The sequence below is a fragment of the Acidihalobacter yilgarnensis genome (assembly GCF_001753245.1).
In the GTDB taxonomy this organism is placed as follows: domain Bacteria; phylum Pseudomonadota; class Gammaproteobacteria; order DSM-5130; family Acidihalobacteraceae; genus Acidihalobacter; species Acidihalobacter yilgarnensis.
The window spans coordinates 1,271,166-1,290,042 of sequence record NZ_CP017415.1 but is presented as its reverse complement, the minus strand read 5'-3'; the positions used below and the strand labels follow the sequence as shown (position 1 = coordinate 1,290,042).

The 18,877-nt window shown below is 62.8% G+C and carries 23 protein-coding genes; 6 read left to right on the top strand and 17 right to left on the bottom strand.

The features are described from left to right. Positions 1–34: 34 nt before the first annotated feature. On the bottom strand, positions 35–187 hold the full coding sequence (locus BI364_RS17805) for a hypothetical protein (protein WP_156782639.1): 153 nt from the start codon (positions 185–187) through the stop codon (positions 35–37). 18 nt (positions 188–205) lie between these two features. Further along, positions 206–1,270, bottom strand: a complete 1,065-nt coding sequence (locus BI364_RS06125; protein ID WP_070077976.1) for an NAD(P)-dependent alcohol dehydrogenase — start codon at positions 1,268–1,270, stop codon at positions 206–208. Positions 1,271–1,488: 218 nt separating this feature from the next. On the opposite strand from BI364_RS06125, the gene BI364_RS06120 reads away from it, so the two are divergent. Continuing rightward, positions 1,489–2,409, top strand: coding sequence for an AraC family transcriptional regulator (locus tag BI364_RS06120; protein WP_070077975.1), 921 nt, complete (start codon positions 1,489–1,491; stop codon positions 2,407–2,409). A 96-nt stretch (positions 2,410–2,505) separates the two neighbouring features. On the opposite strand, the gene BI364_RS06115 is transcribed toward BI364_RS06120, so the two are convergent. Genes BI364_RS06115 through BI364_RS06100 form a run of 4 tightly spaced genes read right to left on the bottom strand, consistent with a single transcriptional unit; the run spans position 2,506 to position 6,290 of the window. Continuing rightward, positions 2,506–3,258, bottom strand: coding sequence for a DsbC family protein (locus tag BI364_RS06115; protein WP_070077974.1), 753 nt, complete (start codon positions 3,256–3,258; stop codon positions 2,506–2,508). 38 nt (positions 3,259–3,296) lie between these two features. Further along, the gene (gene xerD, locus BI364_RS06110) at positions 3,297–4,220 is read right to left on the bottom strand and encodes a site-specific tyrosine recombinase XerD (RefSeq protein WP_070077973.1); all 924 of its coding nucleotides are present in this window, start codon (positions 4,218–4,220) and stop codon (positions 3,297–3,299) included. Continuing rightward, the gene (locus BI364_RS06105) at positions 4,210–5,001 is read right to left on the bottom strand and encodes a slipin family protein (protein WP_197496011.1); all 792 of its coding nucleotides are present in this window, start codon (positions 4,999–5,001) and stop codon (positions 4,210–4,212) included. Before BI364_RS06105 ends, xerD begins: the two co-directional genes overlap by 11 nt. An 8-nt stretch (positions 5,002–5,009) precedes the next feature. After that, positions 5,010–6,290, bottom strand: coding sequence for an NfeD family protein (locus BI364_RS06100; RefSeq protein WP_233279586.1), 1,281 nt, complete (start codon positions 6,288–6,290; stop codon positions 5,010–5,012). A 103-nt stretch (positions 6,291–6,393) separates the two neighbouring features. Here BI364_RS06100 and mobB point away from each other — a divergent pair, with 103 nt between their 5' ends. The 5 genes from mobB (at position 6,394) to BI364_RS17275 (ending at position 9,982) form a co-directional block, all read left to right on the top strand. After that, entirely contained in the window at positions 6,394–6,915 is a 522-nt protein-coding gene (gene mobB, locus BI364_RS06095) for a molybdopterin-guanine dinucleotide biosynthesis protein B (protein ID WP_070077971.1), read from the top strand. A gap of 27 nt (positions 6,916–6,942) precedes the next feature. Continuing rightward, positions 6,943–8,187: a molybdopterin molybdotransferase MoeA gene (gene moeA, locus BI364_RS06090; RefSeq protein ID WP_070079939.1), complete on the top strand. Its 1,245-nt coding sequence runs from the start codon at positions 6,943–6,945 to the stop codon at positions 8,185–8,187. 14 nt (positions 8,188–8,201) lie between these two features. Then, the gene (locus tag BI364_RS06085; RefSeq protein WP_070077970.1) at positions 8,202–9,023 is read left to right on the top strand and encodes a DUF929 family protein; all 822 of its coding nucleotides are present in this window, start codon (positions 8,202–8,204) and stop codon (positions 9,021–9,023) included. Between the two features lie 145 nt (positions 9,024–9,168). Beyond that, positions 9,169–9,609, top strand: coding sequence for a host attachment protein (locus tag BI364_RS06080; protein WP_070077969.1), 441 nt, complete (start codon positions 9,169–9,171; stop codon positions 9,607–9,609). 31 nt (positions 9,610–9,640) lie between these two features. Beyond that, entirely contained in the window at positions 9,641–9,982 is a 342-nt protein-coding gene (locus BI364_RS17275; protein ID WP_197495909.1) for a SixA phosphatase family protein, read from the top strand. A 455-nt stretch (positions 9,983–10,437) separates the two neighbouring features. On the opposite strand, the gene BI364_RS06075 is transcribed toward BI364_RS17275, so the two are convergent. The 11 genes from BI364_RS06075 to lepB form a co-directional block, all read right to left on the bottom strand. Next, positions 10,438–10,947, bottom strand: coding sequence for a GNAT family N-acetyltransferase (locus BI364_RS06075; protein ID WP_070077968.1), 510 nt, complete (start codon positions 10,945–10,947; stop codon positions 10,438–10,440). A gap of 113 nt (positions 10,948–11,060) precedes the next feature. Then, complete coding sequence (rlmD, locus tag BI364_RS06070; RefSeq protein WP_070077967.1) at positions 11,061–12,410, bottom strand: 23S rRNA (uracil(1939)-C(5))-methyltransferase RlmD; 1,350 nt, start codon at positions 12,408–12,410, stop codon at positions 11,061–11,063. Beyond that, a complete protein-coding gene (locus BI364_RS06065) occupies positions 12,407–13,183 on the bottom strand; it encodes a 3'-5' exonuclease (protein ID WP_197496008.1) in 777 nt (258 codons plus the stop codon). The genes rlmD and BI364_RS06065 overlap by 4 nt, the downstream gene beginning before the upstream one ends. Before the next feature lie 5 nt (positions 13,184–13,188). After that, positions 13,189–14,079: a cysteine synthase CysM gene (gene cysM / locus BI364_RS06060; protein WP_070077965.1), complete on the bottom strand. Its 891-nt coding sequence runs from the start codon at positions 14,077–14,079 to the stop codon at positions 13,189–13,191. Between the two features lie 26 nt (positions 14,080–14,105). Then, positions 14,106–14,489, bottom strand: coding sequence for a holo-ACP synthase (gene acpS, locus BI364_RS06055; protein ID WP_070077964.1), 384 nt, complete (start codon positions 14,487–14,489; stop codon positions 14,106–14,108). Next, positions 14,489–15,211 carry a pyridoxine 5'-phosphate synthase gene (pdxJ, locus tag BI364_RS06050; protein WP_070077963.1) on the bottom strand — a complete coding sequence of 241 codons (723 nt, stop codon included), beginning with the start codon at positions 15,209–15,211 and terminating at the stop codon, positions 14,489–14,491. Before pdxJ ends, acpS begins: the two co-directional genes overlap by 1 nt. A gap of 29 nt (positions 15,212–15,240) precedes the next feature. Further along, on the bottom strand, positions 15,241–15,990 hold the full coding sequence (gene recO, locus BI364_RS06045; protein ID WP_197495904.1) for a DNA repair protein RecO: 750 nt from the start codon (positions 15,988–15,990) through the stop codon (positions 15,241–15,243). After that, positions 15,975–16,904: a GTPase Era gene (gene era / locus BI364_RS06040; RefSeq protein ID WP_070077962.1), complete on the bottom strand. Its 930-nt coding sequence runs from the start codon at positions 16,902–16,904 to the stop codon at positions 15,975–15,977. The genes recO and era overlap by 16 nt, the downstream gene beginning before the upstream one ends. Beyond that, entirely contained in the window at positions 16,894–17,583 is a 690-nt protein-coding gene (gene rnc / locus BI364_RS06035) for a ribonuclease III (RefSeq protein WP_083251528.1), read from the bottom strand. Before rnc ends, era begins: the two co-directional genes overlap by 11 nt. Continuing rightward, entirely contained in the window at positions 17,579–17,965 is a 387-nt protein-coding gene (locus BI364_RS06030; protein WP_083251186.1) for a DUF4845 domain-containing protein, read from the bottom strand. Before BI364_RS06030 ends, rnc begins: the two co-directional genes overlap by 5 nt. 68 nt (positions 17,966–18,033) lie before the next feature. Then, a complete protein-coding gene (gene lepB / locus BI364_RS06025; RefSeq protein ID WP_407639349.1) occupies positions 18,034–18,825 on the bottom strand; it encodes a signal peptidase I in 792 nt (263 codons plus the stop codon). Positions 18,826–18,877: the final 52 nt, after the last annotated feature.

Below are 18,877 nucleotides of genomic sequence, written 5' to 3'. Positions count from 1 at the left end.
TTGGGCCGCCAGGGTCGGCCCAACCTACGAATGCTCAGCGTTCCCCGTTGAACGCGCGGGCTGGGGCGGCGAAGACCTTTTCGATGCGCACGTTGCCGGTGAACCCGTTGCTCGATCCCTGGTTGGGCTCGCCCGAGTCGGCGCGGTATATCGGCACTTCTTCGGGCGATTGAGCATCCTCGCGCATGGCGATCGTGTCGACCGCCTACGCGGCGCCGTTTTTCAGCGTGGCCATATCGATGACGAAACGGTATTTCACGTCGCCCTTGACCGTGCGCTCGTAGGCATCATTCACGTCCTTCATGTCGATCATTTCGATGTCGCAGACGATGTTGTGTTCGCCGCAGAAATCGAGCATTTCCTGAGTTTCCGGCAGCCCGCCGATCAGTGAACCCGCCATCGTGCGGCGCTTGAAGATGAACGGAACGCCGTCGACCCGGGTGAGCGGTTCGACCGAACCCACGATCACCATCGCGCCGTCGCGCTTGAGCAGATTCATGTAGGGATCGACATCGTGGCCAACCGGGATGGTGTTGAGCAGAAAGTCGAAGCTGCCCATGGCGGCCTGCATCGCCTGCGCATCCTTCGAGATCAGCACCTCATGGGCGCCGAGCTTTTGCGCGTCCGCGGCCTTGCCCGGCGAGGTCGTGATCATGACCACATGCGCGCCCATGGCATGGGCGAACTTCACCCCCATGTGCCCCAGGCCGCCGAGCCCGATCACGCCGACCTTCTGGCCCGCGCTCACCTGCCAGTGCTTGAGCGGGGAATAGGTGGTGATGCCGGCGCACAGCAGCGGCGCGGCGGCGGCCGGATCGAGGTTGTCCGGGATGCTCAGCACGAAGTGCTGATCGACCGTGATCCTGTCGGCATACCCGCCGAGGGTGTGGCTGTGCGGCGTGCCGCCGATCTTGTCTTCGCTGCCGTAGGTGCCCGTCCAGCCGTTATCGCAATATTGCTCCAGGCCGTCATTGCAGGACTCGCAGTGCCCGCAACTGTCGACCAGACAGCCGACACCGACCAGATCGCCTGCCTTGAACCGGCTGACCTCGCTGCCGACGGCAGTCACGCGCCCGACGATCTCGTGGCCCGGCACGAAGGGGTAATGGGTCTCGCCCCATTCGCTGCGCGCCGTATGGATGTCGGAGTGGCAAATGCCGCAATACTGAATCTCGATCGCCACATCCTGCGGACGCGGCTCGCGACGCTCGAAATCGAACGGACCCAGTGCTTGGGTAGCGGAATGAGTGGCATATCCATGTGCATGCATCGTGGCACCTCCATCAGGTGTTGCAGTATTGCGGGACAAGCCCTGTCGGGCGGGGTATTGCGGTATCCGTGAGCGAATACGGATTGCATAATAGGCGCAGACCCACGAGGACAGTTAGACTGTTTCGGTGGATTTTTTGCCTGATCGTCCGGCTTGATGGATTCCACCCATGGTAAGGATGAGGCTGATGAGCCGTCTTGTGAGCATGGAGCGCAGCGATGCCGACACCGACCGCCCCGATTGAGCCGATTGAGCAGGCCCTTGCGAGCCTGAAGCAGCGCATTGCCCGGTTCACGGCCTCAGGGGAACTGACGCCGACCGCGATTCCGGCCTTGTCGCTGTATCGCAAACACGGGCCGACCGAGCCCGTCGGCGGCCTGTACGAGCCGAGTATCTGCATGGTCGTGCAGGGGGCCAAGCGCGTCATCCTCGGTAGCGACATCTATGTCTACGACGCGCAGCGCTACCTGATCACCTCTACGCACCTGCCGACGGATTTTCAGATTCTCGAGGCAAGCCCTGAAAGGCCTTATCTGGGCCTGAAACTGGTGCTCGATCTGCGCGAGGTCTCGCAACTGATGGTGGACAGCCATCTCCCGGCGCCACGCGTGAACCAGGGTGGGCGCGGGATGGCGACGGGTGAAATGACACTGCCGCTGGTCCAGGCTTTCCAGCGTCTAGTCGATCTACTGGACGAGCCGCAGGATCTGCCGATTCTGGCGCCGCTGATCCAGCGGGAAATCACCTACCGTCTGCTGGTCGGCGACCAGGGGATGCGCCTGCGCCACATCGCATCCATGGGAAGCCAAGGCAATCAAATAGGCCGTGCCATCGAGTGGCTGAAGGAAAACTTCAGACAAACCCTGCGCATCGAGGAACTCGCCAGGCAGGTCGACATGAGCACGTCCACCCTGCATCACCATTTCCGCGCCATGACGGCCGTGAGCCCGTTGCAGTACCAGAAGTGGCTGCGGCTGCATGAGGCGAGGCGTTTGATGTTGACCGAAAATCAGGATGCCTCGACCGCATCGTTCCACGTCGGCTACGAGAGTCCTTCGCAATTCAGCCGCGAATACAACCGCATGTTCGGTGCCCCGCCCTTGCGGGACATATCGAGGTTGCGGCGGCTGGTTGCCTGATCCGGCCGCGCTCAGACGCCACAAACGGCGTGCGACTGAACGCGCGCTGCCGCGCAGCTCCGTTCGAGAGCGACCGACATCACATCAGGCCTCCAGCTAATTCGCAGACGCCTCCTTGATCACCTGCATCAGCTTGTCGATTGGCAGGTAACCGGGGAGAACCTGACCGTTTTGCAGCACGATGGTCGGGGTGCCTTCAACGCCGAAGCGCATGCCAAGGTCGAAGTCGCTTTTGACGGGATTGGCGCAGGTGGCCTTGGGGATAGTCTTGCCTTCCATGGCGCGGGTGAAGGCGGTCTGCCGATCCTTGGCGCACCAGGCGCTGACCGCGGTGTAATACGAGGGGGTGTCAGGCCCGCTGCGCGGGAAGAAGAGATAGCGCACGGCCACACCCTTGCGATTCAGCTCGGGCACCTCGGCGTGCAGGGCGCGACAGTAGGGACAGTCGACGTCGCTGAACACGCTGATGGTGTAGCGCGTCTGACCCTTGGGACGGTACTCGATGAAGCTGTTGGCTGGCCGTGCGTCGAGCAGATCGACGCGGGCCTTGTCCAGGCTGGCATCGGTGAGATTCTGATGATCCTTGAGGTCGACGAGCTGGCCCTGAATCAAGTAGCGGCCGTTGGCGGTGAGGTAGAACACCTTGAGCCCGTAGCGCACCTGATACAGACCGGGAATCGGCGTGGCGGCAACGACGTCGGGGGCCTTGCCGGGGATGAGCTTCATCAGGCGTTCGCGTAGGGCCTGTGCGGCGTGGTCGTCGGGTTTTCCGGCGGCGGCATGTGCCGCGGGTGCGAGCAGACAACAGGCAAGAACGAACGACAACAGGCGATTCGAAAGGACGGGCATGAAGGTTCCGGGGTCACGAGGATGCGGCCGATAGCATATCAGCCGCGCGGGTGGTGCGCGGCATGCAGGGCCTGCAGTCGCGCCTTGGCGACGTGAGTGTAGATCTGAGTGGTGGACAGGTCGCTGTGACCGAGCAGCATCTGCACCACGCGCAGGTCGGCGCCGTGGTTGAGCAGGTGGGTGGCGAAGGCGTGGCGCAGCGTGTGCGGCGAGAGATGTTTGTCGATCCCGGCCTGACGGGCATGGCGGCGGATGAGGTGCCAGAAGGCCTGCCGCGTCATCGGCCCGCCCCGGCGGGTGACGAATATCGCGGGACTGGGGCCATGTCCGCGCAGCAGCTCCGAGCGTGCCTCGGCAAGATAGCGCTCGACCCAGGCGGTCGCCTCCTCGCCCACTGGCACCAGACGCTCGCGCGCGCCCTTGCCGATGACGCGCACCACGCCATGTTTGAGGTTGAGACGGGTTTCGCCGAGGCCCACCAGCTCGGACACACGCAGGCCGGTGGCGTACAGCAGTTCAAGCATGGCGCGGTCGCGCAGGCCCTCAAGCGTGGAAATCACCGGGGCCGCCAGCAGGCTTTCGACATCCGATTCCGACAGGGCATCCGGCAAGGGGCGGCCGAGCCGAGGCGGTGCAATCTCGGTGGTGGGATCTGTGGTGATGTGGCCGTCGCGCAGCATCTGGCGGTAGAAGCGCCGCAGCGCCGAGAGCAGCCGCGCGCTGGAGCGCGGGCTACCGCCCGCCGCCAGCCGCGCACTCAAATAGTCGAGCAGATGTTCGCGCTGCGCCTGCAGCAGCCCGAGGCCCTGAGGGTCCAGGGCGCGGGCCAAGCCTTCAAGGTCGTGTCGGTAGGCGGTCAGGGTATGGGTGGAAAGTCCGCGCTCGGCCCACAACGTGTCCAGGAAGCCCTCGATCTGCTGCCGCCACGGCTCGTCGGCCGCAACGTCGACCTCAGCCCGCATCCGGTTTGTCTGTGGGTGTGGCCGCGGGTGTGGGTGCTGGTGTGGGTGCGGCCGCTGACTGCATGAAGGGTCGGAACATATCCATCGGCAGCGGGAACAAAATGGTAGAACTGTTGCGCGTCGACATGTCGCTCACCGTTTGCAGATAGCGCAGTTGCAGGGCCTGCGGATTCTGCGCGATGACACTGGCGGCCTGCAACAGCGTCTTCGAGGCCTGCAACTCGCCTTCGGCATTGATCACCTTGGCGCGGCGCTCGCGCTCGGCCTCGGCCTGGCGCGAAATCGCACGCACCATGCTCTCGTCGAGCTCGACCTGCTTGAGTTCGACGTTGGTGACCTTGATGCCCCAGGATGCGGTCTGTTCGTCGAGTATCGCCTGGATGTCGACGTTGAGCCGGTCGCGCTCGGCCAGCATTTCGTCGAGTTCGTGCTTGCCCAGCACCGAACGCAGGGTGGTCTGCGCGAGCTGGCTGGTCGCCATGTAGTAGTTCTCCACCTGGATGATCGCCTTCTCCGCATCGACCACGCGGAAGTAGAGCACGGCGTTGACCTTGACGGTGACGTTGTCACGCGAGATCACATCCTGGCTGGGCACGTCCATGGTGATGATGCGCAGATCCACGCGGACCATCTGCTGGATCGCCGGAATCACGAAGATCAGCCCTGGCCCCTTGATCGACTGAAAGCGACCCAGGAAAAACACCACGCCACGCTGGTATTCCGGCACGATACGAATTGAGGAAAAGGCTAAAGCAAGAAGCAGTAATACCGGAATAATCATATACATATTCAATTCTCCTCAGGAGTAACTGTAAGTTCCAATCCATCAATCGCGACGACGCGTACACGTTGGTCGCGCCGTAAGGGCAAATTGCAGTTCGCCTGCCAGAGTTCGCCGTGAAGGTGGATGTGTCCGTGGCCGGTAAAATCTTCCGTCACCACGCCCTGAGCACCCAGGATGGCCTCGCGCCCGGTCACCGCGCCACGTCTGCGCAGCCGGATCAGACGCCCAATCAGCCAGAGGAAGAAGCCGGCGGAGATTGCAGCCGTGCCCCCGATCATGGGCAAGGACACGCGAATGTCGTGTGTGTCGAACAACAGCAGTGAACCCGCCGTGAAGGCGACGACGCCACCCAAACCCAGCACGCCAAAGCCGGCGACGAAAGTTTCCCCGACCATCAGACCGATACCCAGCAGCATCAGCCCAAGCCCTGCGTAGTCGATGGGCAACGCCTGCAATGCGAAGAGCGCGAGGATCAACGAAATCGCACCGACCGTGCCCGGCAGGATCAGCCCCGGCCCGGCCAACTCGAACACGATGCCGTAAAAGCCGATCAGCAGCAGCAGATAGGCAACATTGGGATCGGCGATCAGCGCCAACAGCTGGTCCTGCCAACCGGGTGGATCGCGTTCGACCGTAAGATCGGCTGTCTTGAGGGTCTGCCAGCCGTCGCCGACGCGCACACGCCGACCGTCGAGCGCGAGTATCAGGGCCTCGGGGCTCGTCGCCACGAGATCGATGACATGCATCCGCTGCGCCTCGGCGGCGGTCAGGCTGGCGCCCTTGTGTACGGCAGCGGCGCCCCAGTCGACATTGCGACCATAACGCGTCGCCAGCGCGCGCAGGCTGGCCGCCGCGTCGGAAAGTCGCTTGCGGGCGGCCGGGTCGGCAGTATCGGATTTCCCCATCGCGATAGGCGTCGCGGCGCCCAGGTGCGTGGCGGGCGACATCGCGGCTACGGGACAGGCATAGAGAATATAGGTGCCCGCGCTCGCCGCACGTGCGCCAGCGGGAAAGACCAATCCGGCTACCGGCACTGGCGAATGCAGGATTGCGCGCACGATCGACTGTGTGGAGGAAGCCAGGCCGCCGGGGGTGTCGATTTCGAGAACCACAAGGCGCGCATCCTGGTCGGCCGCGCGTGCCAATCCGCGCGTGAGGTAGCGCACCGAAGCCGGCCCGATCGCGCCGTTGAGCGTCATCACGACCGCCACACCCGCGGATGCCGAAGCGGCAACGGGCAAGGCGAGACAACAGATCAGTGTGAAAAGAGCGGACAAGCGCAACAAGGCAGTGCTCTCACATCGACAACGAGTCTAAGCATAGCACCGACGTTGCCCTCAACCGCGGCATACGCGATCATCCGCAGGCATTATCCGAGCGAGCCCAAGCATGTCCTCATCATCCTTCCCCCTTCCGGTTCTCGGTTTTGCCGCCTGGAGCGGCACGGGCAAGACCACGCTGCTGACCCGAATCCTGCCGCTGCTCGGCGCGCGTGGGCTGCGCGTCGCCGTGATCAAGCACGCCCACCACGACTTTGATATCGACCATCCCGGCAAGGACAGTCACACCTTGCGCAAGGCGGGCGCCGGGCAAATGTTGATCGCCTCTCGCCGCCGATGGGCACTGATGGTCGAATCGGAGCACGCCTCCGATCCCCAACTGTCGGACCTGCTCGAACGCCTCGACACGACCAGGGCGGATCTGGTGCTGGTCGAGGGCTTCAAGCACGAACACTTCCCCAAGATCGAAGTCCACCGCGCGGCGCTGGGCAAGCCGCTGCTGCATCCCGACGATTCCGATATCATCGCCGTGGTGACCGACACGCCCCTGCAAACCTCGCTGCCCTGTCTGGACATCGACGATCCAGCGGCGGTCGCCGAATTCGTCATGCGCCACTGCCTTCAGGCCTGAGTGAAGGTGCAGCAGGAGAATGTCATGATTTCCCCGAGCAGTTGCGACGAAACCGATTCCGAAGCCCTCACCGTCGAGGAGGCGCTGGCGCGGGTACTGGAATGCGCGCAGCCGGTCACCGGCATCGAACATGTCGATCTCCACACCGCTCATGGCCGCGTGCTCGCCCGCGAGGTCACCGCGCCGTTCAATGTGCCGCCACACCCCAATTCCGCGATGGACGGCTATGCCCTGCGCGCCGCGACGCTTGCCGAATCCGAGCGCTTCCACGTCGTCGGTGACGCCTTCGCCGGCCACCCCTATCGCGGCACCATCGGCGCCGGCGAGTGCGTGCGCGTGATGACTGGCGGGGTCGTGCCTCTCGACGCCGACACAGTCGTGCAGCAGGAACACGTCAGCATCGACGGCCCATACATCCGCGTCCGCATTCACCCGACGCTCGGCGCCAATATCCGCCACCCCGGCGAAGACCTCGCCAGCGGTGAGCGCGTACTGACATCTGGGCAGCGGATCGGCAGCGCGGAGCTGGGCTTGCTCGCCTCGCTGGGATTCGCAGAGGTCGACGTGCATCGGCTCCCGCGCGTGGCCTACTTCTCGACCGGAGACGAGCTGCGTGGACCCGGCGAACCACTAGGCGAAGGCGATATCTACGACAGCAATCGGCAAACCCTCTACGGACTGCTACGCGAAATTGGCGTTCAGGCCACCGACCTCGGGCGCATTCCAGACGACGAGACCGCTACCCGGCGCGTGATGGCCGAAGCCGCCGACCAGGCCGACCTGATCGTCACCAGCGGCGGTGCCTCGGTGGGTGCCGCTGATCATGTGACGCGTATCCTGCGCGAAACCGGACAGGCCAATTTCTGGAAAATCGCCATGAAGCCCGGCCGACCGCTCAATTTCGGGCGCTTGGGCAAGGCCTTGTTTTTCGGGCTCCCCGGCAACCCAGTTTCAGCGATGGTCACCTTCGCCCTCTTTGTTGGCCCCGCCCTGCACCGTCTGCGAGGCGAGGCCTACACGCCGCCGATGTCGCTGCGCGCGGTCGCGCGGTCGGCCCTGCGCAAGGTTCCCGGGCGCACCGACTACCAGCGAGGCATGCTCACGCAAAGCGCCGACGGCACGTTCGAGGTCGAAACCGCCGGCATCCAGGCATCGCATATACTAAGCGGCATGAGCCGCGCCAACTGTCTGATCAGACTGCCGCGTGACGCCGGTTCGGTAGAGGCCGGCGCCATGGTTGACATCATTCCGTTTCACACACTTTTCCGATAGGGAGCCATTGATTCATGCGCCACTTCAGGATTGCCTCACCGTCGCGCCTTGCCGCGATGCTCGCCAGCCTGCCGCTTGTCGCAGCCTTCGCGGCCAACGCCGGCAGCCTGGCACCGCCGCGTGCCTCCGCCGCGCTCGACCAGCCGCTTGCACCCGCCATCGTCAAACATCTCGAACAGGCCTCGCATGACGGACTTGCCGCCAAGCGCGCGCCCGACTACACCTCGATCCAATCGATCAACGGCCCCAACCCCGGACAGGCCGCCAGCAAGAGCACCGTGCTCTATGTCGGTGCGGACTACTGCCCCTTCTGCGCCGCGCTGCGCTGGCCGCTGACCATTGCGCTGATGCGCTTCGGTGACTTCCAGGGTCTGCGCACCATGCGCTCGAGCCCCAAGGATGTGTACCCCGACACCACAACCGTCACCTTCGCCAAGGCGAGCTACACCAGCCGCTACGTGGACTTCATTCCCGTCGAGACGGCCGATCGACTCGGACATCCTCTCGACCCGTTGAAGGGACAGCCCGCCAAGCTGTTTCAGGAATTCGACGCCGCGCCCTACACCGCCCATCCTAACGGCATTCCTTTTCTCTACATCGGCGGCCGCTGGCTGCTGCTCGGTTCGCCGGTCAATCCCGATCTCTACGCCAAACTCGACTGGGCCCAGATCGCAGAAAAACTGGCCGACCCCAAGGGCATGCTCACTCGCGTGGTCATACCTCAGGCCAATCTCATCACCGCCGCCATCTGCCAGACCACTGCGCAAAAACCCGCCGAGGTTTGCAAGTCGCCCGGTGTCCAGGCCGCCGCTGAAATGCTCCCACCGACCTCCTAAGTCAACCACGCGGGCGAGTCGGCCACCTGACCGGTTCGCCCGCCCGTCGGCTGCCGGCTTGCCCCGATGGGGCATATCAACTTCAATTGATCAGGGGGACAATCCTCCATGCAGTTCACCTTCACCAACAACGAGGTCAACGCATATGATCAATTCCATCTGGGTTCTGGTCGCCAACGCCGGACGCGCCCGTCTCTTCTGCTCCTCTTCCCGCAACGGCAAGCTGGTCGAACAGGCCGCCTGGATCGACAGCGAAGCACGCCTGAAAACTCGGGATATCTTGAGCGACAAGGCCGGACGCGCACACGACATCAGCGGACAAAGCCGCCATGCCATAGCGCCTCGAGTCGACCTCAAATCAGAAGAAGCCATGCGCTTCGCGCGCATGGTTTGCGAAAAGCTTACCGAAGTCATGAAGCGCAACCCCTGCGAACGCCTGCACATCGCCGCGGCCCCGGCCTTCCTCGGCCGCCTGCGCGAGTGCATGGGTACACCGCTACGCGGCAAGATCACGACCGAGCTCGCCAAGGACCTCACCGCGCTGGACTGCACGCATCTGCGTCAGCATCTACCCGACTTCCTGTAACTCCACCCTGCCGCGAGAACGGATTCCGACCGTGAAGACGCTGACCCTCCTGCGTCATGCCAAATCGAGCTGGAAACAGCCCGATCTGAGCGATTTCGAGCGCCCGCTCAACGGTCGCGGGCGAGAGGATGCCCCGGAAATGGGACATCGTCTCGCCCGGCGCGGCCTTCAACCCACTCATATTGTCAGCAGCCCCGCCGTGCGCGCACGCGCCACGGCCGAGGCGGTGGCCGACGCCCTAGGCTATCCCCCGAGCGTATTGCCTGGGAACCACGCGTCTACGAAGCCAGCACCGGCGTCCTGCTCAAGATTCTGCGTGAGCAGCCGGACGACGCAAGTCACTTACTCCTCGTTGGCCACAATCCCGGCCTGACACAACTCGCCAACCGGCTTGCCGACGATCGCCTGGAAAATCTCCCTACCGCCGGCGCCTACACGCTGAGCCTGCCGGTCGAGCATTGGCTGGAAACCGAGTTCGGCGCCGGCACGCGCCTTGCGCTTGAAACCCCCAAGGTCGCCGATCTGGATTGATCTGCAGGAGTCGATACGAGTGCCCCCTCGTCATCGAATGCGCAACATCCTCACCAATACCAAAACACGCCGGAGTCCACGCCAATTCAAGTACGCGAATCACAGCGCGCCATCCGCTATCAATCGCAAATAAGGTCTGCCGAACCGGAGCAGGTCATCCAGCTCGCCGCACTCGGCTGAATCGCCTATAGGGCTTTGGCCAAGGCGCCTATCAGGCCAAGGTTCGTTTCCCTTCGTTGTAAAAGCCCGCTTGGGTAGTCGAATCGTCCGGTACGGCCGTGCCGAACACTGAGCGTGTCAAACGAGGATTATTTCGTAACGAGCGTATTTCAGTTCCATCCCATCGTAGTCGCCAGAATCTTCCAGCTCCGAATTCAGCGTGAAGCCGGCAGCTCGATAAAATCGAATCGCGCGCGCATTGTCCGCAAAAACCCAGACCACGGCGGACGAAAACCCACGTTCGAGGAGCCTGCCACACGCGACCCTCCATAACGCGCGGCCTATTCCATGCGCCCAATATTCAGGCAGCAGATAAATCGCCTGTAATTCACCCACGTCGAAGGTCGCGTCATCATCTCTGGATGCCCCCAATGCGATCCAACCCACGAGAGCCGAATCCACCTCAGCCACCCAGACCTCACAAGCCTCGGTAGAGATGGTTTGCATCCAGAATGCTTCCCGGCTTTCGACCGAAAGCTTATCCAGGTAGGTTTGTGGCACCAGACCTCGATACGCTACCCGCCAACTCTCCACATGTACCCGCGCAATATCGCGCGCATCGGAGGGCACTGCGAGCCGGAGGTGCATAATGAGAAATACCCTTTGTCTTAAACCGCGGGACGGACGCGCCTGCTGCGATCGACTGGTATCTCCGAGTCACGGTCGATTCCAGTGGACACGAACCTTTGTGCCTCTACGTTTCAGCGCACGAACAAGGCCATCGACTCGACATGTGCCGTATGCGGAAACATATCCATGACGCCGGCCGCTGTCAGCCGGTAACCCTGACCATGCACCAGCTCCCCGGCGTCACGCGCAAGCGTGGCGGGGTCGCAGGAAACGTAGACGATACGTCGAGGACGTAAGCGACCGATGTACGGAAGTATTTCGCGCGCGCCGGCGCGCGGCGGGTCAAGCAGCAGCTTGTCATAGTCCGCCCGTAACCACGTGGCACCTTCGGGCGGGGCCATCAGATTGGCCACGGCATGAATGATCGAATCACCCAGACCATTGGCCACGGCATTGGCCGCGGCACGCGCGACCATCGCTTCGTCTCCCTCCACGGCAGTCACGCGCGCGCCGCGCCGCGCGAGCGGCAAGCTGAAATTGCCAAGCCCGCTGAACAGCTCCAGCACGCGGTCGCCAGGCGTGATTTCAAGCAGATCAAGCGCCAGCGGCACCATACGGCGGTTAATTTCCGCGTTCACTTGAATGAAATCGCCGGGGTGAAAAGCAACGTGTGTGCCGAAATCGGGCTGTGCATAGGACAGCGGCTGCGACTCGGGCCACAGCGGCGTAATGGTATCGGAGCCGCCCGGCTGCAGGGCCACACCGAAGCCCGATTCGCGTGCGAAATGGCGCAGGCACTCCCGATCGGACTCAGACAAGGGTTTTAGGTGGCGAAACACGAGGCAGATGGCCTCGTCGCCAGCGACGACCTCGATCTGGGGCAACGCATCACGCACACTGAGGCGCTCGATCAGCCCAGCCAACGCCGCAAAGCGCCTACCGACCGCCGGCAGCAGTACCTCGCAACCGGCGAGGTCCGCGAGCACGCGACCCTGACGCTCACGGAAGCCGATGAGCACTCGCCCCTTTTGAGGAACGTAGCGCACGCCTAGGCGTGCCTTGCGGCGGTAGCCCCAGACCGGTCCGGCAAGTGGCGCCAACACCTTTTCTGGCACCACGCCGCCGATACGTCGCAAGCTGTCCAACAGCGCCTGCTGCTTGGCCTCGACCTGCATCTCCGCGTCGAGATGCTGCATGCTGCAACCGCCGCACAACCCGTAATGTGCGCAGTGCGGCGTCACGCGACGGGGCGAGGCGCGTAATATTTCGATGGTCTCCGCCTCGTCGTAACGACGACGACCACCGAGCAAGGCGGCACGCACGCGCTCGCCCGGCAGGGCGCCATGCACGAATACCGCCTTGCCATCGAGATGACCGACGCCGCGCCCATCGAGGGCCAGCGCATCGATATCCAGCTCAATGGGTGGTCGTGAGATCAGCGGACGACGCTCCGCACGTGGATTTCGACGCCTGCGGCTCATGCGGACGCGGCATCCTCCGGCCAGGCGGCGAGGAATTCGCGCAGGTGCGGTTCCTCGGCCGCGGCCAGGGTCTCCCGCACACGCGTCTGCTCGGCGGCATAACCCTCGGCGCCAAGATGACCGCGCAGGTACTCGAATCGCAGATAGACGAGATAGGTGTTGAGCACGTCGGTTTCGCAGTAGTCGCGGATACCGGCAAGATTGCCTGCCTGATAGGCATCCCAGACCTTGGCACCGCTCATGCCCATCTTGCCGGGTAGACCGAGCAGCGTGGCAACCTCATCGAGCGGTGCAACGGCTCGCGCCTGATAGCCTGAAAGCACGTCCATCAGGTCGGTATGCAGCCAATGGAAGCGGTTGAGGTAATTGTTGAAACGAAACTCGCGCTGATCGTCGCCCACGTCCCAATAGCGCGGCGCGGGAAGGCCATGGCGCAGGGCGCGATAGTGGATCACCGGCAGGTCGAAACCGCCACCGTTCCAGGACACCAGCGTGGGCGTATAACGTTCGAGTCCGTCGAAGAAGCGGCGCAGCAGATCCCGTTCATCTGAATCGAGATCACCCAACGACCAGACCTTGAGCTGGTCGCCGCTACGGAATACCACTGAGATGGCGACGATGCGGTGCAGGTGGTGAGCGAGAAAATCCCCACCCGTCTTGGCCATACGCAGCTGGTACATTGCCTGCGCGGTGTCGGCGTCCGACAATCCTTCGAGGCCATACACGCGGCGGCCGCCCTCGACGTCAGGCACCGTTTCGATGTCGAACACCATCACGTTCACGACGGAAATACCCCGGTGGAGATGTAACGATCGCCGCGGTCGCAAATGATCGACACGATGGTGGCATTCTCAACCTCGGCGGAAAGCTGCAACGCAGCGGCTACCGCGCCGCCGGAGGAGACGCCGCAGAAGATGCCCTCCTCCGACGCCAGCCGGCGCATGGTGGTCTCCGCGTCCTGTTGCGAGATGTCGATTACGCGGTCCACGCGCGCAGGCTCGAAGATTTTAGGCAGGTAGGCCTGCGGCCAGCGGCGGATACCCGGAATGCTCGCACCCTCCTGCGGCTGCACACCGATGATCTCGATCTCCGGATTTTGCGTCTTGAGATAGGCCGAATTGCCCATGATCGTGCCGGTAGTGCCCATCGAGCTGACGAAGTGTGTGATTTCGCCGCCGGTGTCGCGCCAGATTTCAGGGCCGGTGCCTTCGTAATGCGCGAGCGGGTTGTCCGGGTTGGAAAACTGATCCAGCACTCGCCCCTTGCCTTCGGCCTGCATGCGCTGGGCGAGGTCGCGCGCGGCCTCCATGCCCTCCGCGCGCGTGACCAGGATGATCCTGGCGCCGAAGGCCTTCATGCTCGCCCTGCGCTCAACGCTCATGTTGTCGGGCATGATCAACACCATGCGATAGCCCCGGATCGCTGCCGCCATGGCCAGGGCGATGCCGGTATTGCCGCTGGTGGCCTCGATCAGGGTGTCGCCGGGTTTGATCTCGCCACGCGCCTCCGCATGATGGATCATGCTCAGCGCGGGCCGGTCCTTGACCGAGCCGGCGGGATTGTTGCCCTCAAGTTTGACCAGGATGACGTTGTGGGTCTCGCCAGGCAGGCGTTGCAGGCGCACCAGCGGCGTATTGCCGACGAACTGCTCGATCGTGGGATATTCCATGCGCGGTTCCTCTCCAATCCGGGCGCTTAAGCGCCCTCCAAAACGACCAGGGCGATGACGTGTTCATGTTCGTCGCTCAGTGACAGATGGCAATCCGTCACGCCGAGCGCTGCGGCACGCGTGGCGGCAACGCCCGACATCACCAGACAAGGCTTGCCCAGCGCATCGTGCGACACGCGAAGATCGCGCAGGCGCACGCCGAGCGCAATGCCGGTGCCCAGTGCCTTGCTGCCGGCCTCCTTGGCGGCGAAACGCTTCGCGAGGTAGCGCCCGGGTTCGTGTGTATTCGCGAGTCCAGTACGCTCTTCAGGGTGCAGCACACGCTCGACCAAGCGCTCGCCGTAGCGCTCGAATAAGCGCTCCAGGCGGGCGACTCTGACCAGATCCACACCAATACCTCGAATGGACACTACGGACGTGCCGCCAGCATCAGGGCCTTCATTTCGTGGGTCGCCTGCTCCAAACCCACGAACAATGCACGGCAGACGATGGCATGGCCGATATTCAGCTCCACCAGCTCGGGAATTGCGGCGATGGCGTCAACGTTGTCGTAGTCCAATCCATGACCGGCGTTCACTTGAATGCCGGCCGCGTGGGCCTCGGTGCTCATCCGCCGCAAACGTGCCAGCTCATCGTCACGTTCAGCACCCGCCGGCAGATTCGCATAGCGGCCGGTGTGTAGCTCGATGACCGGGGCACCGGTCGCCAGAATCGCCGGCAACAGGGTGATGTCGGGCTCGACAAACAAGGACACTCGAATCCCGGCAGTCGCCAGTCGGCCGCAGGCATCCCGCAAACGGGTCTGCATACCCACCACGTCGAGTCCGCCTTCGGTGGTCAATTCCTCGCGGCGCTCGGGCACGATACAGCAGTCCGAGGGGCGCACCTGACTGGCGATCCCAACCATTTCGTCGGTAGCCGCCATTTCCAGATTGACGCGCGTGTCTACGTGGCGGTGGATATTCAGCACGTCGGCATCCTGGATGTGCCGACGGTCTTCGCGCAGGTGCAGGGTGATGGCATCCGCGCCACCGCGTTCGACGGCGCCTATGGCCATCGGCAAGTCCGGATAGGGGGTGCCACGTGCCTGACGCAGGGTGGCTACGTGATCGATATTGACGCCGAGTTTCATTTAAATACCTGTACGGGAATGGATGCCGGTCAGTCGTCCGAGTGATCGGCTGGCTGCCCATTCTCAGACATTCTACGGTAACGTGCCAACCCGCCCAGCAGCGCGCGCGTACGCAGCCCGCGCGGGCCAAGCTGCGCCTCCAGTGACGCACGCAGTACGCGCTTGGCGGCGGCCAGTGTCTGCTCGGAAGACCAATCCTCGCAGGCCATCGCCAGCAGCGCAGCGCCGCTCACCGCGCCTGGCTCGCCCGCCAGGGTCGGTAGCGGGCCGTGATCCGGCAAAAATCGATAATAACGCTCGGGATCGACCGCCTTCCCGGTGTTCGCCTCGCAGTCCAGCGTGAGGGCATAACCCAGGCCATCGAGCAGGCGTAACTCGAAGCTACGCAGCACCGGCTCAATTGGCAAGGCGGCGGCCAGCGAACGCAGCGCGGCCGCATAGGCGAGATAAACCTCGGGAATTTCCTGATGGCGCGGCAGCAGCCGCATCAACAATTCGTTGAGATAGAGGCCGACGCCGATGGCGGCGGCCGGCAGACGATGGCTGTCAAGCTCCTCGACGGTGGTCAGCGTACCCAGATCGCCACGGCTGCTCCAGCCCAGATGCAGGCGCCGGAAGGGTTGCAGGCGCGCTGCGGCCTCGCCGCGGCGACTGCGCGCGCCGCGTGCGATCAAGCCTTCCCGGCCATGCTGCTCCGTCATCACCTCAACCAGCAAACTGGTTTCGCGATAGCTGCGCGCGTGCAGTACATAGGCCTCGCAACTCAGGTTTTCGGCCACCGCGACTCGTCCATCTCCAGCTGCCGCAGAAACCGGGGGTCGTCCTGCCAACCAGCCCGAACCTTGACCCAGAGTTCGAGGAACACCTTGGTATCCAGTAGCGTCTCGATCGACTTGCGTGCCTGGCTACCGATCGATTTGAGTCGCTCGCCACCGCGCCCGATCATGATGGCCTTCTGGCCATCGCGCTCGACCCAGATCGTGGCCCCGATCCGCGTCAGCGTCGGCCGCTCCTCGAAGTGGTCGATGGTCACGGCGGCGGCGTAAGGCACCTCCTCGCCGAGGCTGCGCATGATCTGCTCGCGAATGAATTCCGCGCTGACGAAGCGCATGCTGCGGTCGGTCAGTTGATCCTCAGCAAAGGGTTTCGCATCCACCTCCGGCAGATAGCGCAGGCTGCTCTCGGCCAGACGTTCGGCGTTATCGCCCTTGAGCGCCGAGACAGGAAACATCTCGACGAAGTCGTGCAAGCGACCCATTTTTTCCAGAAATGGCAGCAGGCGTGCCCGATCGTTCAAACGATCGATCATGTTGATGACCAGCATCACCGGTCGACCCTCACGACGCAGAGACTCCAGGATGTAACCATCCTCGTCGTCCCAGCGGTCCGCCATCACCACGAACCAGACAAGATCCGCCTCCGCCAGTGCGCCCAAGGCGGCACGATTGAGCGACTGGTTAAGCGCGCGCTTGCCCGGCATACGGTGGATGCCGGGGGTGTCCAGCAAGGCGATCTGGCCCTCTGGCCTGTCGAGCACGCCAAGTATGCGATGGCGTGTGGTCTGGGGTTTATCGGCGGTAATCGAGAGTTTCTGTCCCAACAAGCGGTTGAGCAGCGTCGACTTGCCGACATTGGGACGACCGACGATGGCGATATGGCCGGCATGCAGAATCTGGTGCGCGTCATCGGACACGTTTGCTTCCTTCTCGTTCGTTCAATAGTGACAGCATGGCCTCAGCGCTGGCCTGTTCCGCCTTGCGACGGCTTCCGCCAACGGCCTCTGCAGCGAGCTTATCCCCGCTCAGGCTACAGCGCACGCGGAAGGTTTGCTGGTGTGGTTCGCCGGTCGCCTCGACGATTACGTATACCGGCAGTGGCAACCCGGAAGACTGTAGGCGTTCCTGCAAGCGGGTCTTGGGATCCTTGAGACTTTCGGCGCTCGGCAGACGCTCGAAGCGCGCGCCGAACAGCATGCGCACGAAGTCCTGTGTCGCCGAAAAGCCAAGGACCAGATAATGAGCACCGATCAAGGCCTCTACCACATCGGCCAAAATCGAATCGCGTCGGAACCCACCACTCTTGAGCTCACCCTGCCCCAGATACAGCTGGTCGCCAAGTGCGCGCTCGCGGGCGATTTCGGCCAAGGTCTCGCGCTTGACCAGCGAGGCACGTACCCGGCTCAGCTCGCCCTCGCTTGCCTTCGGCAGTGTCGTGTATAGCCATTCGGCAACGATCAGGCCGAGGAGGGCATCACCGAGGAATTCCAGGCGCTCGTAATTGGTACCGCCCACACTGCGATGGGTCAATGCCTGCAGGCATAAGGGAGAGGCCCGCAATTCGGCGGGTAACCAGTCCGGGAGTCTGGGTTCAATCACCGCTGCTGGTATGCTCGTAGTGCACCGAGTGCTTGAAAATGATCAGGCCGTCGATATTCGCCAGCAGGTGGCGTCTGACTTCATAGCTGATGGTCAGCGTCGTTTCGTTGCCCACGGTATTCATCTTGAAATTATCACGGTGGATATCATCGATGCTGTTGATATCCAGACGGGTATTGATCGCATTCCAGACCTGCCAATAAGTCTTACTCCCGATATTGGGCGAATGCGCCACCTCGCCCATGATCGAACGCACACTGTAATAATCCATGTAGACCGGGAACAAACGCACACCGATCACGAACAACACGCCCAGCACTGCCGCAAGCACCAGCATCGATGCAATCGACACGCCTTTCTGCCCTCGCCTGCTCCGCATGCTCTCACCCTCCGTCGTCGTTCAAGCCTGTGTATTTCTGATTGGATCGGCCCGATCACGGAATACTTTTAATGGATCAGATCACCGATACGGTGGAAGTCCGCCTGCCCGTCCTGGAAATCCCAATTGAACCAGATCAGGAAGGCGCGGCCCACCAGATTCTTTTGCGGGACGAAGCCCCAGTAACGGCTGTCGTTGCTGTCGTCACGGTTATCGCCCATCACGAAATATTCGCCCTTGGGTACCACCACCGTACCCGTTGGCACTGGCCGTCCCGGAATGATCAAAATATCGTGCTTGACCACGGTGCCATTGCGCCGAGGTAAGTCCTCCTGCTCTACGGTCGCCCCTCCCATCAGGTGATTCGGACCTTCACCAGGGAAACGACCAATGGCCTTTGTTTCCACCAATTTACCGTTGATATACAACTTGTTGCCGTCGTAAGTAATCGTGTCGCCGGGCAAGCCGATAATCCGCTTGATGTAATCAATAGCGGGATCGCGCGGATAGCGAAACACCACAACATCCCCGCGCTGCGGCTCGCCGATCGGCAAAATTTTGGTGTGAATCAACGGCAGACGCAGGCCGAAGTCGAACTTATTGACCAGGATAAAATCGCCGACCAGCAACGTTGGCATCATCGAGCCGGAGGGGATGCGAAAGGGCTCGGCCACGAAGGAGCGCAGCAACAGCACCACCAGCAACACCGGGAAAAACGAGCGCGCATACTCCACGTACCAGGGAGCGATTGAAGTGTCGGCCTTTTCATCAGCAACGCCCGTCGACCCGCTCAAACCGGCCTCATAGGCCAACTTGCGACGTTTAGGACCCCACCAGCGCGCATCCAGCAACCAGATCACACCGGTCAGGAAAACACCTACGACGAGCACGAACTCAAGGTCAAAATTCATC